Annotated in this window: 15 protein-coding genes and 1 other RNA gene; 6 read left to right on the top strand and 10 right to left on the bottom strand. The window is 61.1% G+C overall.

All coding sequences use genetic code 11. From position 1 onward, the window contains the following. Positions 1–13: 13 nt before the first annotated feature. Both BRA42_RS00080 and BRA42_RS00075 read left to right on the top strand, forming a co-directional pair. Positions 14–178: a zinc finger domain-containing protein gene (locus BRA42_RS00080; RefSeq protein ID WP_292409458.1), complete on the top strand. Its 165-nt coding sequence runs from the start codon at positions 14–16 to the stop codon at positions 176–178. Positions 179–181: 3 nt separating this feature from the next. After that, entirely contained in the window at positions 182–436 is a 255-nt protein-coding gene (locus BRA42_RS00075) for an elongation factor 1-beta (RefSeq protein WP_292409456.1), read from the top strand. A 30-nt stretch (positions 437–466) separates the two neighbouring features. Here BRA42_RS00075 and BRA42_RS00070 read toward each other — a convergent pair whose 3' ends face one another. The 5 genes from BRA42_RS00070 to BRA42_RS00050 form a co-directional block, all read right to left on the bottom strand. Further along, positions 467–1,420, bottom strand: coding sequence for a malate dehydrogenase (locus tag BRA42_RS00070; RefSeq protein ID WP_292409454.1), 954 nt, complete (start codon positions 1,418–1,420; stop codon positions 467–469). Positions 1,421–1,431: 11 nt separating this feature from the next. After that, positions 1,432–1,742: signal recognition particle sRNA (gene ffs / locus BRA42_RS00065), an RNA gene on the bottom strand. 12 nt (positions 1,743–1,754) lie between these two features. Then, the gene (locus tag BRA42_RS00060; RefSeq protein ID WP_342770672.1) at positions 1,755–2,780 is read right to left on the bottom strand and encodes a hypothetical protein; all 1,026 of its coding nucleotides are present in this window, start codon (positions 2,778–2,780) and stop codon (positions 1,755–1,757) included. 34 nt (positions 2,781–2,814) lie between these two features. Beyond that, on the bottom strand, positions 2,815–3,210 hold the full coding sequence (locus tag BRA42_RS00055; protein WP_342770671.1) for an STAS/SEC14 domain-containing protein: 396 nt from the start codon (positions 3,208–3,210) through the stop codon (positions 2,815–2,817). Between the two features lie 121 nt (positions 3,211–3,331). Next, on the bottom strand, positions 3,332–3,883 hold the full coding sequence (locus tag BRA42_RS00050; RefSeq protein ID WP_342770670.1) for an HdeD family acid-resistance protein: 552 nt from the start codon (positions 3,881–3,883) through the stop codon (positions 3,332–3,334). Between the two features lie 107 nt (positions 3,884–3,990). Between BRA42_RS00050 and BRA42_RS00045 the strand changes: the two genes are divergently transcribed. Next, a complete protein-coding gene (locus tag BRA42_RS00045) occupies positions 3,991–4,530 on the top strand; it encodes a hypothetical protein (protein WP_292409446.1) in 540 nt (179 codons plus the stop codon). Positions 4,531–4,608: 78 nt separating this feature from the next. Further along, the gene (gene cls, locus BRA42_RS00040) at positions 4,609–6,042 is read left to right on the top strand and encodes a cardiolipin synthase (RefSeq protein WP_292409444.1); all 1,434 of its coding nucleotides are present in this window, start codon (positions 4,609–4,611) and stop codon (positions 6,040–6,042) included. 6 nt (positions 6,043–6,048) lie between these two features. Here cls and BRA42_RS00035 read toward each other — a convergent pair whose 3' ends face one another. The 5 genes from BRA42_RS00035 to BRA42_RS00015 all read right to left on the bottom strand — a co-directional run bounded on the left by BRA42_RS00035 (position 6,049) and on the right by BRA42_RS00015 (position 9,911). After that, on the bottom strand, positions 6,049–6,915 hold the full coding sequence (locus BRA42_RS00035; RefSeq protein WP_292409442.1) for a PHP domain-containing protein: 867 nt from the start codon (positions 6,913–6,915) through the stop codon (positions 6,049–6,051). A gap of 115 nt (positions 6,916–7,030) precedes the next feature. After that, a complete protein-coding gene (locus BRA42_RS00030; RefSeq protein ID WP_292409440.1) occupies positions 7,031–7,402 on the bottom strand; it encodes an STAS/SEC14 domain-containing protein in 372 nt (123 codons plus the stop codon). A 42-nt stretch (positions 7,403–7,444) separates the two neighbouring features. Then, positions 7,445–8,059: a hypothetical protein gene (locus tag BRA42_RS00025; RefSeq protein ID WP_292409438.1), complete on the bottom strand. Its 615-nt coding sequence runs from the start codon at positions 8,057–8,059 to the stop codon at positions 7,445–7,447. Between the two features lie 47 nt (positions 8,060–8,106). Beyond that, positions 8,107–8,667: a hypothetical protein gene (locus BRA42_RS00020; RefSeq protein WP_342771202.1), complete on the bottom strand. Its 561-nt coding sequence runs from the start codon at positions 8,665–8,667 to the stop codon at positions 8,107–8,109. A 218-nt stretch (positions 8,668–8,885) separates the two neighbouring features. Then, positions 8,886–9,911, bottom strand: a complete 1,026-nt coding sequence (locus BRA42_RS00015) for an AI-2E family transporter (RefSeq protein WP_342770668.1) — start codon at positions 9,909–9,911, stop codon at positions 8,886–8,888. A 525-nt stretch (positions 9,912–10,436) separates the two neighbouring features. Between BRA42_RS00015 and BRA42_RS00010 the strand changes: the two genes are divergently transcribed. After that, positions 10,437–10,904 (top strand): zeta toxin family protein, encoded by a 468-nt coding sequence (locus BRA42_RS00010; RefSeq protein ID WP_292409563.1) that lies wholly within the window; start codon positions 10,437–10,439, stop codon positions 10,902–10,904. 421 nt (positions 10,905–11,325) lie between these two features. Further along, positions 11,326–16,281, top strand: a 4,956-nt coding sequence (locus BRA42_RS00005) for a PKD domain-containing protein (protein ID WP_342772059.1), incomplete at its 3' end; no start/stop codon positions are given.

Below are 16,281 nucleotides of genomic sequence, written 5' to 3'. Positions count from 1 at the left end.
GAGGAAATTAACGATGACAGCGAGAGATCGATGTACCTCCTGCAACGCCCCTCTGGCTGAGGCAGGCTCTACCTGGTTCTCGTGCCCGGTGTGCGCGCACGAGATCAACAGGTGCTACCGGTGCAGGGAGCAGAGCATACCCTATACATGTCCCAAGTGCGGGTTCCAGGGGCCGTGACCGATGGGAAACGTAGCCATCATCGTGAAGATAATGCCCGAGTCTCCCGATGTCGACCGTGAAGCACTCAAAGCGGCGATCAGGGCGGCCGTCCCGGTCGACGATATCAGAGAAGAGCCGATTGGCTTTGGTCTCGTGGCGCTGAAAGCCGCCGTCGTCGTCCCCGACAGGGCCGGGGCTCCTGATGAGATCGAAACCGCGCTCCGGAACCTTGAGGGTGTCGAAAGCGCCGAAATTGTCGAGTCCACTCTCATATAAAGTGGATCTCGGTTACCTACTTTTCCCGACTTAGCGGGCTTCTTCGAGCCGCTCCATCACTTCGGCGGTGATCTTTCGGATCTTCTCGACCGATTCCGCGAACCCCGCGATCTCGTCCTCTTCCAGACTGAGTGGAATCGGGAAGACGCCGTCGCGGTTGATGCGGGCGGGCACGCCGATGCAGACGTCGCCGATCCCGTGGATCTCGCGTTTGATGTACCTTGAGACGGTGAGGATCCGGTTTTCGTTCCCGAGGATCGTCCGCACGAGGGTTGCAATCGCTTCACCCGGTCCGTAGACGGTAGCGCCCTTATCCCTGATGATCGCCTCGCCGCTCGTTTTGACCGTGTCGATCATCTCCTGCGCTGGCAGGCCAGAGAAGGTTGGCAGGTTGCTGATCCGGATGCCGCCGATCGTCGTCGCCGACCAGAGCGGGACCATGCTGTCCCCGTGTTCGCCGATGATGCGGGTATGCACCTCGCTGACGTGGACCCGGAAGTAGCGGGCAATCAAAGACTTTAAGCGCATCGAGTCGAGGTGCGTCCCGAGGCCAAAGACCTGCCGCGGCTTGAGCCCCGAATACTTCAGGGCGACGGCGGTCATGACGTCGACGGGGTTCGTGACGACAAAGAGAAGCGTATCGGGCGCGCATTGGCCGATGGTCTCGGCGGTCTTTGCGGTGATCTGTGCATTCTCAAAGGCCAGGTCGTTCCTGTTCTGATCGGCCCGGCGGGGCACGCCTGCCGTGCAGATGATGACGTCCGAGCCTTCCGCGTCGAGAAGATCGGTGCTGTAGGAGAGCCGGACATCGGTGCCTCGCGCAGCAAACGAATCGGATAGGTCGCGGCAGCAGCCTGCAAGATAATGCTCACGGCCGGGTCTCCCGACGAGCAGCATATCGCTGACGTACGGGATCTCGGATATGGTGTGGGCTGCAAACGTACCGACGTTCCCTGTAGCCCCAAGAATCGTTACTTTTGCCATGGAGATCGCCGTTGGGGACGCGTCCTCGGTCGACCGTGCGCGCAGGCATTCACCGCTGCATTCCTCCTCCACCCCGCAACCCCATGGGCGCCGAACGTCCACGGTGAGTCTGCTCCCTTCCGGGCCTGAACCGGTACCCGCGGCAAAAGGTCGCCGCCCCCTCCGGGGCATTGATACCTTTCCGCCGACCTCATGGGACGAGGCTTCTTTGTCGGAATGCAACGGATTCTGCAAGCCGCTGCGGCCTTCTCCGGACTTCGCCCCCCGCACAACGACGGTTTCGGGTAACAGGTGACGCCGAGCCACCCGGGCTAGTCCCCATATGTACTATGGTCTACGGGATAAAAATAACTCCGCCCACCCGGGCCTGCCAGGCCCGGGTGATCCGGCCGACCTTCCCGGTGTCCGCCTTCTCGAAGAGGTCGAGGGCGGAAAGGTCGATCTCGGGCGGGAGGACGGCCGGGAGCAGCCGGAGGTCCCCCTGATAAACGTGGACCTCTTCTCTCCCGGCGGCGGTGGCGACCAGGAGCGGGTCCTGCGCAACCGGGCGGCTCCGGAGGTCGTCATAGGACCGGTGTATCGTCACTTCCTCGATGCCGAGTGACTCCCGGTTCACCTGAAGGTTGCAGGCGGTCCAGCAGGCGGCGGCGTACCAGGCGTCGTTGCAGATTACGTGGGGGACGCCCGCCCGGGCGGCGGCGATCCCGAGGGTGCCGGCGCCCGAGCAGGCGTCGACGAAAGTCCGGGGTCGGCATCGCCCGATCTCCCGCTCGAGGGCGAGGATCTTTTCGTTCCGGCCCCGGGGGAACTCGACGTGCAGGGCCGACTGCTGTTTGTAGACGACGACCGGTCCTCTCCGGGTGGAGAAGACGTCGGCCCGGACGTCGCAGCCCGCAAGCAGGGTGTACATCATGGGTGCAGCGTCGGTATCGCTGATCCCCGGCGTCCCGGCACCCGTCCGGACGACTCCCCGGACTTCCGGGACCTCGGCGACAAGGCGGGCGGCCGCCCGGTCCCCGACCGACCGGGAGAGGAGGACGAGCGACCGGGACGGGAGGTAGGGGGCCCGTTGCAGGGAATGGCCGGGGTGGATGAGCGGCGTCCCGGCGGCGGCGAGAGGTTCGGCCCCGGAGAGGTCCCCCTCGCCGACCATCACCCGGTAGATATCGGCAAAGACCTCGTCGATGAACCGTTTCCCGCAGGAGGGGCAGGGTTCCGCCGCATCGATATCGGGCGGAGGGCTCTGTTTGTCGTAGACAAGCCCCGTGCAGTCGGGACAGGGGGCGAAACGCCCGGGAAGTTCCGTGAGGAGCGCACGGGCATCCGTGACGCAGTCGTGCCCGCAGACGGGACAGTGCATACCGATGGGTTGGGGCCCGCGGTATATAGACGTTTCAGGCAACCTGCGGAAGGACCGCAAGTCCTTCCCGCAGCCAACCCCAGGCGTCCCGGAGACGGCTTTCGGGGAAGTAGCGGACGTCGACTCCCGGGAAACCGACAAAGAGCCCCGGCAGACGGTTCATCCATTCCCGCCACCGCTCTCCCCCGACGACTGCGATCCGGTCGACCCTCGCTATCCCGGGCCACTGCCTGAAGGCCTCCCAGCCCTCCCCCGGCCTCCAGCTGCGGAAATTCTCGATCTTTAAGAGGACCCGGATGTTCTGGCGATCGTTGTTCATCGCTCGTTCGAGTTCCGGGACCAGAATGGTTTCGTACTCGATCTCGCTCAGTTTTCCGTCGAACCTGAAACCGACCACAGGTCCTGAACTTTCCCTCATCCGATCAAGCATGGGAGCCCCTATCGGTTCCTGAAGAGAAAAAGGCTACGGCCCTCTTCCTGCAGTGGGTATCTGCACCCTCGCTTCCCCGGCTACCGGCCGGAGATTCCGTTTACCCTGCGGAACTGGTTCGTCAGGCAGGCCTCCGGAGTGCAATGATGATTGTCAGGGCTCCTCCGATGATGGCGAGGACCGCAAGGACCGTTACCAGAGCGAGAGCGGCGATGAACGGGTTTGCGATCAGAATGATCCCGAAGATGATGCTCACGATGCCGAGAACTCCCGCTCCCGTGCCGGCGCCGGAGAACCCTCGTACCAGATGGACGGCTCCGATGATCAGCCCTTCCACGCCGATGATGATGGCAAGGAACGTCGGAAGAAGATAGGTGCTGTAGAGCGGATAGGCAAGGACCAGGATGCCGGCGATAATGCCGAGGACGCCGACGACTGTCTTCCACCCCCGGTCCGATCTGTCCGAATAGAGGCTTGCCAGGACGAATATTCCATTGATCATCCAGTAGATCCCGAGGAGCACGGTAAGAACGAGGAGGATTCCGACGGGGTACGCCAGGAGCAGGATGCCCAGGGCGAGGGCGACGATGCCCTGGATCAGAACGAGCCACCGGGGCAGGGGAACCGGCGTACCGAATCCGCCTATACCGATGCCGGATGTTGTGGTTGCCATAACTGCATCAAAGCATCGGATTTGGTATATAAACATGCCCGGTCCGACAGGGGCAGGATAGATATATACGCTCTAACTCTCCCTGCGGCACGGGAAGGCGGGGTGCAATGTTCCTCTCCGTGGTATTCACCTGGTTTCGTTATGCCGCAAAAGCAGTGGCAACCGGTTTCATCTTCACCACGCTCCTTCCCCTGATCTTCGGTCTGACGCTCGGCATCCCGACGGCGCAGGTGCTCGGCCTGATCGCGTCCACCGTCATCCTCCAGGCGAACGCCGCTTTCGTCGGCGTGGGAATGGGGATTCATCCCGCCGCGATCCTCACGATCATGACGCTGGTCGAGGTCGGCGCCGTGCTTGCCCTCTACTTCGTCTGCGACGCGTTCGCCTTCCAGTCGGCGCGGGTCGGAAACCTGCTGAAGCGCACGGAAGAGAAGATGAAAGGAGTGCCGCTCCTTGCAAGGTACGGTGCGGTGACGCTCCTCATCCTCCCGGTGGTCCCGCCTTTCGGGCTGTACTCGAGCGTCGTGATCGGGTGGGTCCTCCAGTGGGACCGGCGTCTCTCCTTCGTCTTCATCACCATCGGGTGGATCGGCGTCGCCACCTTTCTCATATTCATCGCGCTCGGGTTCGTATCCGTGTTCGTCTGACAATCGCCGCCCGGCAGATGGATATACTTCGCCGAGAGATAGAATGTCATATCCGATTCCATCGGGGAGGCAGGCTGAATGGAACTGGAAATCTCGATCGCCGTTATCCTGATCCTCAACGTTATATTCGCCGTCACCATCGTCTTCTTCGAGCGAAGGAACCCGACGGCGGCGATGGCCTGGCTGATGGTCCTCTTCCTCCTGCCGCCGGTCGGGTTCTTCCTCTACCTGCTCTTCGGGCAGAACTACGCCCGGCAGAAGATGTTCGTCGTCAAGGAACGGGAAGATCGCCGCTTTCTGCGTGAGGTCTTCGAGGAGCAGCATCGGGAGTTTGCCGATCCCCGCTACCGGTTTACCACCCCCGAGGCGACGGCGTTTCGCGAGACGATCATTCTCCTCCTCCGGAACAACCGGGCGTTCCTGACCGAGAAGAACCGGGTCGATATCTACACCCGGGGTGAGGATAAGTTCGGCGCGCTCTTTGCCGCGATCCGGGAGGCCCGCCATCATATCCACCTGGAGTACTTCGTCGTCAACAACGATGAACTCGGTCGGGCGGTCGTCCACGCCCTTGCCGAAAAGGCACGAGCGGGCGTCGAAGTCCGCCTCCTCTTCGACGCGATGGGGACCCGGGCCGGGGGCGGGTCGCGGAAGGCGTTCTCCGAACTGACGGACGCCGGCGGGAAGATCGGGGTCTTCTTCCCCTCCTTCTATCGGGTCAACTACCGCAACCACAGAAAGATCGCCGTCATCGACGGGGTCATGGGGTTCATCGGGGGGTTCAATATCGGAGACACCTACCTCGGGAAGGGGCCGCTCGGCCGCTGGCGCGACACCGCCATCCGGATCTCCGGATCGGGCGCCCAGATGCTCCAGTTCCGGTTCTTTCTCGACTGGAACTATACCACCGGCGAGAACCTGGTCCTCGATGGCCGCTACTTTCCCGACCCGGGCGCCCCCGGCACGACGCCCGTCCAGATTGTCTCGGGCGGTCCGGATACCCGGTGGAACCCGATAAAAGAGGGCTACATCAAACTGATCAACTCCGCCCGGGAGTCGGTCTACATCCAGACGCCCTACTTCATTCCGGATGGGAGCGTCACCGACGCCCTGCGGCTCGCGGCGCTCTCCGGCGTCGATGTGCGGATCATGATTCCCTGCAAACCCGACCACCCGTTCGTCTACTGGGCGACCCTCTCCTTCATCGGCGAGCTCCTGGATGCCGGGGTGCGGGCCTACACCTACGACGACGGGTTTCTCCATGCAAAGACGATTGTCGTCGACGGGAAGGCGGGTTCGGTTGGGAGCGCGAACTGGGACATCCGGAGTTTTCGGCTGAACTTCGAGGCGAACGCCTTCTTCTACGATGCGGCCGTCGGGGCCGAACTTGTGCGGGTCTTCGAGGAGGACCTTGCCGTCTCCACCGAGATCACGCCGGAACGCTACCGGGCGCGGTCCCGTCTGGTCCGGATGAAGGAGTCGGTCTCCCGGCTCTTTTCGCCGCTCGGGTAAGGCTCCTCACCCGTTCAGCCGGGACCGGACGAACTTCCTGATCCGGGGGAGGCTCTGCTCCCAGCGGGCCTGGAGGATGGGAATGGCGTAGGGGAGGTGGTGCGGGAGGACCGCAGTCCCCATCACCGCCTTCTCGACAAGCGGCCGTTCGCGGCCGATGACGACGGTGTTTTTCATCCGGACGGCATCCAGAAGTTCTTCCACGGTATCGGCCTCGGCGCAGGTGACGACCCCGCCGAGTTCGTGGAGGAGGTGGCCGTCGGTTCCGCCCGTCCGCCCGAGACCGTGAGCGACGGCGAGCCCGGCCGCCTTCAGGTTATGGGACCGGGCCATTCCGCCGCAGATGACCTCGAGGGCGTCGAGGCGGGAGAAGACCTCTTCGCCGATACATGCACCGGCGACGCACCGCTCGACCCCCCGGTTCAGGAAGGCATAGCCGCAGGGGTGCGCCTCGGCGGCGATGCAGGAGTAGTCTTCCCGGCGTTCGAGGATCTCCGGGGTGCTGAGGCGTATCGCGGTGAACGGGCCGTTCCTTCGGTTCTTCTCGATGTGGCGCCGGTAGAAGTCCAGAAGGTCGGAGACCGAGTAGAAGTAGAGGAGGATGTGCGGGCCGTCGTTGGCGCTGACCTCGATCCCCGGGACAAGGGGGACGTTGATCTTCTGGCCCCTGGCTTCAACGACGCCGCTTGCCTGGTTGTGGTCGGTTATCGCGAGCCCGATCCCCTGCCGGGCCGCGAGTTTCAGTGCGTCCCGTACGCGGGTCGCCGAATCGGAGTGCCGGGTGTGGAAGTGAAGGTCCGCCGGGAGCAGCCCGAGACGGCGGATCTCCTTCGGGAGGGGTTTCTGGAATATGATATCTTTATAATAGTGCATGGGTCGTTGTCTGATCAGCGGTTGGTCGTCCGGGGTGAAAAAGGGTTGCCTGTCCGTTGGAGAGATAGCCTCTCCGGCACCTATTGGGTTACCCGGCTTCATTTTGGGCCTCTTTTTACTCTGTCGGCTCCCGTACCCAGTCGAGCGCGGCATCCAGGTGGTCGGCGGGGAAGTGCCGTACATCGGTCCCGGTGAGGTCCACAAAGAGCCCCGGCAGGCGGTTCAGCCATTCTTCCGATCTCTCTTCGCCGACGAGCGCGATCCGGTCGACCCTCTCCATCTCCGGCCGGTCCTGGAGGGTCTCCCAGTGCCCGTGCGGCCTCCAGCCGTGGAAGTTCACGATGTAAAAGAGCATCCGGAGAGTCGGGTGCGCTCCCGCTTCTTTCAGCGCCGGGATGAGCGTCCCGTTGTAGTCTCTGGCCGTCATTTCGCCGTCGAACCGGAACCCGACGACGTTTCCCGCACCTGTCTCCATCTCCTCAAGCATGGCGCCCCCTCTTCGGGGCGAGTCGGAAAAAGGTTCCGGCCGTCACCCCGGCCCGGGCCCACCGGGGGCCACCATCTTTCCGGCGATCTCTTCCTTCGAGAACTCCGAGAGGTAGCGGTTCCCGGCGAGCGCAACGCCGATCGACCCGACGAGGACGAAGATCATGTCGAGCATGGTGTCGTCGAGGCCGTGCTGGAGATTTGTCCCGAGGAAGGTGTCGAAGACCCATTCGTAGATCTCCCAGAACCCCTCCATCGCCATCGCGGCCATGATGATGAACCCGACGATCATCCACCGGGAGAGGTTCAGCCGGCTGAACCGGTCGAGCAGCAGGACGGCGACGAAGGCGAGCACCGAGACGGTTATCCCGGAGACGAGGTGGGCGATCTTGTCGTAGTAGGGGTAGTAGATATCGTAGTATCCGAGAACTCCGCCGGCGATGTGGAGGTAGAGCGAGAGGGCGATAAGGAGGCTGACTTCCCAGGGGAGCGTGATGCTCCACCGGCGGGTGATGGCGGAGGGGACCAGCGTCAGGCCGAACGCGATGACGCCGCCGAAGACCTGCGAGTAGTCCCGAAGCGAGAGAGCGATAAGGACGTTTGCCGCGATGAGGGCCTGGAAGAGGCAGGCGAGGTAGAGTCCGGCGGGTCTCTTCATACAAAGGTTATGGGGCGCCGTCTCGTAAACGTCTTACGCCGCCGGCGTCACCACCCTTCGACCTGGATATCGATACCCGCGAGTTTCTGGTAGATCCGATGTTTTCGTATCTCGCGCCGGTAGTTGTAGATGAAGTACTCGTAGGTGTCCCAGGCCGTCACCCAGTTTAAGATGGTGATCATCCCGGTGAGCAGGATGGCGACGGGACCGTCGAGATACCCGGCGAAGACAACGACGAAGAGGATGGCAACGCCTGCGTTGAATGCGGCGAGGACGAGACTGATCCTGCCCTCCCGGAGGGAGACCCTTCTGTCGTCGTCGAGGTCGGCTATACGGAACGAGAAGTGCTGCCGGACCGTCTCCGGGAGGAGCGCGGCGATATCCGGGGTGAGCGATTCCCGGGGGAGGCCGATGGTGATGCCGACGATCTCCTTGATGTTGTAGCCGTCGAGATAACTGGCGATGTATTCCTCGGCAAACTCCGTGAGTTCCCGTTCGGGGAGCGGCGAGGGGTCTTCCGGGTCGAGGAGCTGGTCGATCGATTTGAAGAGGAACCCGACCTCGACTGCCCCGTCCCGCCCGGTCCTCGTAACCCTGACTTTCCGCATCTTCCGCCACTCCCGGGCCCTTTAGCCTCGAACTGGGAAAATGAGAACCTGTATCCTGTTATATCCGCGTTTACCGGGGATTATTCTTCCGAAATTCTCCCGGGACATACTCTCTCTGTCGTGGGTGAGGGACGATCCGGAGGTTCACGGATGCCTTTCTGCTATTGGTATTCGCCGAAAATACGGCTGATGTAATGTCGGGGCCGATTGCCCGGCCGTTACTCCCGCCGGTCCCCGGAGCCCATCAGTTCGCCGATCCACCGGGTCTCTTCCCAGCTCTCGAGGAAGAGTTTCACCGCGATCGTCAGCGGGATGGCGAGGAAGACCCCGACCGCCCCGAGGATGAATCCCCAGAAGACGACGGAGAAGAGGACGACGAACGGCGAGAGGTTGAGTTCCCGCCCGGCCATGCGAGGGAGGACGAGGTTTTCGGCGGCGGCGTCGATGAGGGCGACGGCGACGATGACGGCCACGGCCCCCGCCGGCCCGAATTCAATGAGAGCGAGGAGGGTGGGCGGGATGGCGGCTGCAACGAGGCCGATGTAAGGGACGTAACTCAGGACGAAGGCGATAAAGCCCCAGAGCACCGCGAAGTCGACCCCGAGGAGGGTGAGAAAGAGCCCGGTCCCGACGCCGGTGACCAGGTTCACCTTCGTTCTGACCACCACGTAATTGATGAGAAGCCGGCCCGACTGCGAGAGGTGCCGGTAGGGGGAACTATCCGGCCCCAGGTACCGCGCGAGGGCCGCCGCAAGCCGGGGCGCCTCGATGAGGAGGAACCCGATCCCGACGAAGATGAGGAAGGCGTCGACGGCGGTGCCCCCGATCTGCCGGGCAATCCCGGCCGCCTGCTGGATCAGGAACCCCTGGTCGACGTAGTCCCATATCCTGATGCCGGCGAAGTCGATGCCGTAGTCGGCGAGTACGGCCGCCTGTGCTTCGAGGCTCTCCCGGTACTGCGGCAGGGAGCGGATAAACCCGGCGAGGGCTGCGCCGAGAAAGATGATCACTCCGACGAATAGCCCGATGAGCCCCGCGACCACCGTCCCGGCGGCGAGGACCGGGGGTAATCCCCGACGGGTCAGCCAGACCATGACGGGCGCGGTGATCATGGCGAAGAAGACGGCGACGAGGAGCGGGCCGAAGATCGGTGTTGCTGCCCGGACTCCCGCGAGCACGATGACGATCGCGGCCCCGATGATCGCGATGCGGGCAGGAGGGGAGAGGTTCCCGGCGAGATTCACAGGGATAGTATGGTACTTCCAGAGGAAAGAGGTTTCCGGAGGGTTCTGAGACCGTGGCCCTGTGGTCCCGGCGGTTATGACGTCGCCTTGACATGGCGGAGGTCCTGAGTTCGAATCTCAACGAGCCCATTGTTTTTGGGTTGAATTGGTGAAAAGGTCACTATTGTGGCTAGAATACCATTTTAAGCGCTTTCTATCATCCCTTAGATAAATCTAGACGCATTTGTGACTCTGTTTCTCAGAAATTCGTCAGTCTCAGGACTCAGGGTAATGTGCCTTGTGATGCGGTTTTGAGTGGATTTTCGTTCTTTCACCATTTTTTTCTCCTTTCTCTTTTTCTCTTATGGCCATACTTTGGTATGGTTAATGGTCTGCTGGAGGGGTCTTAAAGGGGGGTTCCCTCGTGGCTGGAGGGCTATAGAGAGTTCCACTGGAAATAACCCCATTCTAATAAATACAGTTCCAAAAGCAGTAGCACTGATCTGAACATACTCGCCTACCGAAACCTACGTTAACGCCGACTACCTGAAACGTGAGAGGGATCTGACCGACCTTGAAGCGGCGCAGTTGGCGGATGCGCTGAGAAACGAATTGCTGGATCGTCGCGAAGATTTTTCGTTTGAAACGGTTTTATCCACCGATCGGAATCTACTGCTGTTGCAGAAGGCAAAAGAGTGCGGCTACGAGGTGCAGTGCATCTACGTCCTGACCTGTGACGAGAACATCAACGTCGCACGGGTTCGAGGACGCGTCGCCGCTGGCGGGCATGACGTGCCGGAGGGCAAGATCCGGGAACGCTATCACCGTGCGCTGGCGTTGCTTCCTCAGGTGATTGATGTCTGTGACAAAATTCGGGTATACGACAATTCCACTACTGAACCCACTACTAAACCGTCGCCAATTTTCGAGAAGGATGGCGAGTACTCGGAGGTATTTCCGAACGACCACTGGCCGGAAGCTAAACTGCGGGACCTGCTTACACTGAAAATCTGAGTCTCTTCTGCCTTCGCGCAACCTGCCGTCCGACATCCGACTCGATCCCAGGCCCAGAGTTTCCTGCTATTTTAGCCCGGAGGACCTCTTTCCGTCCCAAAACGGCCCACAAGACATAGATCGCGCAGAGTACAGTCTTCCGTTCGGCGGGAGAGAGTTTTTCCGGTGACATCTATTTCGTAAGTTATTTATTTCAATTCGTTGCACAACTAAATTTGTTGTAACCCAATAGTTGTTGACAATGTATGAGCAACCCTGAGCGTCCCACCATGGGGCGAGCAGAGAACAAGTGTGGGGCTCCCCTCAACCATCCATAGTAGCGGGAACCCCACAATACCCGAAGGCAGAAGTACGTTGGTAGCCCCCTACTTAAGGATAGCTTTCGACGCTTTTTGCCTCCGGTTCGCGATGGAGGCAGCATATGAGCACATCCCGGATTGAAAAATTCTCCTCTCTCCTCATGGCAGTACTGCTGGTTACGTCAGCACTTTTCCCTGTCGTGGGTGCAAACGCAACGACCGAATACGTAACCACCGTCGAGTTTACCACCCCGGGTAATCATACCTGGACCGTCCCGGTAGGCGTAACGAACGTGAGCGTTACTGTGGTCGGTGGGGGTAGTGGCGGTGGCGGATCAAGTCCCTGGGACCCAAGTCTGGACGGGTACGGCGGGCCCGGCGGACTTGCAGGTCAGATCATAGTAACCACGATCCCCGTGGTCCCGGGTAACCAATACTCCATTACGGTTGGTGCCGGAGGTACTCCCGGGTTCGGGTCTATCGTTGACGATGTCGATTATGGGGGTTATGGAGATTATGGGGCCTGGATCTACGCGACGGAAGGGGGCGCCGGAGGGTCATCATCGTTCGGGTCGATATCCGCTGCTGGAGGTCAACCTCAGCTCTTTAACGATTGGAGCAATTCATGGAACACTGAGTGGATGCCCTCGATATTGGGCCAACCCGGGGAAGCCGGGTTCGGGGATGTCCAGATCGCGGAACGCGGGGGGCTCCCAAAAGAGGATATCCTCTGGGGGATAGGCGATCCTTCCGATCTATCGCAGTTTTATGGGTTTGGCGGTCTTGGCTACGGAGCTGGTGGCGGCGGTCGAATGGGAACGCTCAACGCCATGGCGTGGGCCAGCTCGTGGTTACCGGACGGATGGCAATCTGGAGATCCTGCCCCCGGCCTCTACGGCGGTGCCGGTGCGCCAGGATACGTCAGGATCGAGTATGTGTCTGGCGGCGACCCGCCGATCGAGGGACTCTTCGCCAACTTCACCGCCTCCCCTACGATCGGTGACGCCCCTCTTGCCGTTCAGTTCACCGACACCTCAACCGGCAACTCGGCCTCCTGGTCGTGGGACTTCGACAACGACGGCGTCGTCGATTCCGTCGAGCAGAACCCGATCCACTCCTACACTACGGCAGGCAACTACACCGTGAACCTGACAGTCGCCAATATAGAAGGATCGGACAGTGAAGTCAAGACCGATTACATCACCGTAACCGAGTCGTTCGGAGGCACCGAACCGCCGGTTGCAAACTTCACGGCCAACGTCACCAGCGGAGAAGCACCGCTCAACGTCCCGTTCACCGATACTTCCACGGGCATGGTCACGTCGTGGGCATGGGACTTCGACAACGATGGTGTCGTCGACTCCGTCGAGCAGAACCCGAACCACACCTACACAGCGCAAGGTGCCTACACCGTGAACCTGACGGTCGCCAATATAGAAGGATCGGACAGTGAGGTCAAGACCGATTACATCACCGTCACCGAGCCTGAGCCGGTCACCGCCTACAGCATCCATCTCAGCGTGAGCGGCACCCACGCCTTCCCCACGCAGACGGTTGGCTACGACCCTGTCGAGGATCTTACTATCCTCGTGAACAACACCGGCAATCAGCCGACCGGGTTGCTGAACGTATCGCTCTCCAACGCCAATTTCACGGTTTCCCCAACTTCGATCGACAACATCACCGTGGGTGAAAACGCCACCTTCACCATCACACCGATCGTCGGCCTCAATGAGGGAACCCACACCGCCACCGTCATGGTATCGGGCGGTAACGGCATCAGCAAATCATTTGACGTCTGCTTCACGGTGACCGCCGCACCGATCTACGGCATCGATCTCAGCGAGACCGGTACCTATGCCTTCACCAACCAGACGGCTGGATACGGCTCCATTACGTCTCATGCCGTCACCGTGAGCAACACCGGCAATCAGCCGACCGGCCTGCTGAACGTGACGCTCTCCAACGCCAATTTCACGGTTTCCGTACCCACGATCAGCAGCATCGGCATGGGTGAAAACACTTCCTTCACCGTCACGCCGGTCGCCGGCCTTAGTGAGGGAACCTACATCGCCACCGTCATGGTATTGGGTGGTAACGGTATCGGCAAATCATTTGATGTCCGCTTCACGGTGACCGCCGCACCGACCTACGGTATCACTGTCAGCGAGAGCGGCATCTACGCCTTTACCAGCCAGACGGTTGGCTACACCTCTGTTGCGAACCGTACCGTCACCGTGAACAACATCGGCGTTCAGCCGACCGGGTTGCTGAACGTGACGCTCTCCAACGCCAATTTCACGGTTTCCGCACCCACGATCAGCAGCATCGGCGTGGGCGGTAACGCCACCTTCGCCGTCACGCCGAACCACGGCCTCGACGAGGGAACGTACACCGCCACCGTCACGGTAGCGGGAGGGAATGGTATCAACGAATCCTTTGAGGTTAACTTCGCGGTGCACCCGGCTCTGAACCTCCTCACGATCACATCGCCGCTCGACGACACTGTCTCCAACGAGGAGATCACGGTGGCGGGTCTCGTCAACGATCCCGCTATCGCAAACGTCACATTGAACCACAACGGCGCGGTCTCGATTATTCCGGTACAGAACGGCACCTTTTCGACGACGGTGTACCTCTCCGATGCAAACACCATCGTCGTTACGGCCACCGACACCAGCGGCCTCTCGCACGCAGAGACCATCCTTCTCGACGGCGACCTGCTGCCCGCCGCCTTTGAACTGGCGATCGGGTTCGATCCGCTCGACCCCGACTCCGGCTGCTCGCAGTATCCCGACGACCTGGCCGGAGACGGGACCATCGACGGCCGTGAGTTCCTCGACGGCTACCTCCCGGTCTTCGTGAAGTACCGGATCGGCTGCGATCCGTTCAACCCCGATACCGATGGCGATGGTCTCACCGACGCCTTTGAACTCCTCTATCTCGGATTACTGACCGATCCCACCCTGATCGACACCGACGATAACGGTATCCCCGACCCGGATGAAGATCTCGACGGCGACGGCCTCACCAACCTGCAGGAACAGCTCTACGGGACCGATCCGCTCTTCACCGACAACGACAACGACGGGCTTTCCGACAGCGTCGAGATCACGGCCGGTACCAACCCGCTTCTTGCGGATTCCGACGACGACGGGTTACTGGACGACTCCGAGCTCCGCCTCGGGACCGATCCGAACAATCCCGATACCAACGGGGACGGCATCCTCGACGGCTTAGAGGTCTACACCTCGATCGCAGAAGACCCCGCGCTCGGCGTGACGGTCGCCGTGACCGGGGCCGGCGATCTGGCCCGCTCGCTCATGATCTACAACTTCGATTCGCCGCTCTACACCGGCACGCCTGCGCGCGTCGGCCCCGTCACCGATCTGCAGTTCGCCGATCCACAGTTGAACGAGACCGTGGCTCCGGCGCTGGTGACCCTGCCGTACGACCCTGCGCTGGCGAACGCCTCGACCAACATCTCGGTCATGATCTTCAACCCGGCGATCGGCACCTACGAGCCGGTGGCGACGACCGTCGATCCGGTTGCCCATACCGTCTCGGCGACCCTCTCCGTCCCCGCCACCGTTGCGGTCTTCGACGCCGATATCTGGGAGGGGCTGTTCTTCTACCCCCAGGCTGACGAGCTGGTCCTCTGGGATGGCACCCTCGTCCACATGGATCTTGATGATATCATCTCGACGCTGGATCTGGTGGGCCAGGAATGGGTGGTCCACCTCACCACTGCCGAGCTCCAGGACCCAGGCTACCAGTCGTTCGACGACGGGGCGTCGTTCCCGGCGGGCTACTACGTGATCCAATGTGTCGGTCTCTACAACAACAACGTGTATATAGTCCCCAGCCTCTGGCGCACCGGTGCGATACCCGCATGGGAGAACTACGGCGACGGCTACGGCTCCACCGGCGGCATGGTCGTCAGTCATTCCGGGTACCAGACCCCGGTCAGTCACCTGCCGATGGTCGCCTATCAGACCCTGCTGCTTAAGCACGAGGGCGGCCCGATCACGATGTGGGACCGTTACTCCAACCCCTACTACGTCTACGGCGATGTGACCTACACCCTGATGGTCTACTCGGATTACGATTCCGATGGTGACGGCATCCCCGACTGGCTCGAGAAATTCGGCTGGTGGGATTGTCTTGGGAACGTACATACCACCGATCCGAACAACCCCGATACCGACGGTGACGGTATCTCCGACGGCGAAGAGGCGGGCGAGATGATCGTCACTGCGGACGGGAAGATCTTCTTCATCATCAGGAGCGATCCGAACAGCGTCGACGGGGACGGGGACGGGATCTCCGATTACCTCGAATGTTACGTGTACGGTACCGACCCGCTCTCGCGGGACACCGACGGCGATGGTCTGACCGACGATTACGAATTTGAGATCGGAACCGATCCGTTCAACCCCGATTCCGACGGCGATGGGTGGGTCGACGGGAAGGAGGGTGAACCGCTCGATGCCGGTACCCACGAGTACGGCGTTTTTGGTGCCGGACGAGAACTTGTGCTGGGAGCCGTCTACGGCGCTTACGCCGAGGAGAACCACGACAACGTCTACTATATGTTTGGTTCGGTTCTGAGCGGCATCCTCGTCTTCGGCGACATCCGGGACGCCGGGGTGTACATCTCCCAGGGAGACAAGCAGATGGCGCTTGTCTGCCTCATCGGGCTGGTCCCCGGTGGCGGTGACGGTGGGAAGTATATTGGAAAACTTGCCCGGCAGTTCACCGAATTCCCGGAACTGGCCCTTAAAAAAGAGTGCAGAGAGGTTGCCGTCGAAGCTATCCGGAAGAACTGTCCGACGGAAATTGAAAAGATCGCGGCACTCGACGAGATCTATGCCGGTTCAGGAACAAGGCTTACCGGCGCCGGTGTCCAGGCGGACGACCTCATAGGGATCATTTCTGAAAGCAAAAAGAATGGAGACCTGCGCCTGATCCAATCCGGTAAGAGGTGGGGCGATAGGCTGGTGCTTTATCCTGATTCACAGGTTAATCATTATATCAACAAACATGTCCTCGGGACGGAGCATGGGCGGCCGGGAACA

This window comes from Methanoculleus sp. UBA374 (genome assembly GCA_002508705.1).
Classification (GTDB): Archaea; Halobacteriota; Methanomicrobia; order Methanomicrobiales; family Methanoculleaceae; genus Methanoculleus; species Methanoculleus palmolei.
This window is presented reverse-complemented; position numbering and strand designations above follow the sequence as displayed.

What these genes read in the sequence shown, in the direction of transcription:
- BRA42_RS00050 (WP_342770670.1), bottom strand. Translation starts at nt 3,883, where the DNA reads ATGGCAACCACAACATCCGGCATCGGTATAGGCGGATTCGGTACGCCG.
- BRA42_RS00035 (WP_292409442.1), bottom strand. Translation starts at nt 6,915, where the DNA reads ATGCACTATTATAAAGATATCATATTCCAGAAACCCCTCCCGAAGGAG.
- BRA42_RS00055 (WP_342770671.1), bottom strand. Translation starts at nt 3,210, where the DNA reads ATGCTTGATCGGATGAGGGAAAGTTCAGGACCTGTGGTCGGTTTCAGG.
- BRA42_RS00070 (WP_292409454.1), bottom strand. Translation starts at nt 1,420, where the DNA reads ATGGCAAAAGTAACGATTCTTGGGGCTACAGGGAACGTCGGTACGTTT.
- BRA42_RS00020 (WP_342771202.1), bottom strand. Translation starts at nt 8,667, where the DNA reads ATGCGGAAAGTCAGGGTTACGAGGACCGGGCGGGACGGGGCAGTCGAG.
- BRA42_RS00075 (WP_292409456.1), top strand. Translation starts at nt 182, where the DNA reads ATGGGAAACGTAGCCATCATCGTGAAGATAATGCCCGAGTCTCCCGAT.
- BRA42_RS00080 (WP_292409458.1), top strand. Translation starts at nt 14, where the DNA reads ATGACAGCGAGAGATCGATGTACCTCCTGCAACGCCCCTCTGGCTGAG.
- BRA42_RS00045 (WP_292409446.1), top strand. Translation starts at nt 3,991, where the DNA reads ATGTTCCTCTCCGTGGTATTCACCTGGTTTCGTTATGCCGCAAAAGCA.
- BRA42_RS00060 (WP_342770672.1), bottom strand. Translation starts at nt 2,780, where the DNA reads ATGCACTGTCCCGTCTGCGGGCACGACTGCGTCACGGATGCCCGTGCG.
- BRA42_RS00030 (WP_292409440.1), bottom strand. Translation starts at nt 7,402, where the DNA reads ATGCTTGAGGAGATGGAGACAGGTGCGGGAAACGTCGTCGGGTTCCGG.
- BRA42_RS00025 (WP_292409438.1), bottom strand. Translation starts at nt 8,059, where the DNA reads ATGAAGAGACCCGCCGGACTCTACCTCGCCTGCCTCTTCCAGGCCCTC.
- cls (WP_292409444.1), top strand. Translation starts at nt 4,609, where the DNA reads ATGGAACTGGAAATCTCGATCGCCGTTATCCTGATCCTCAACGTTATA.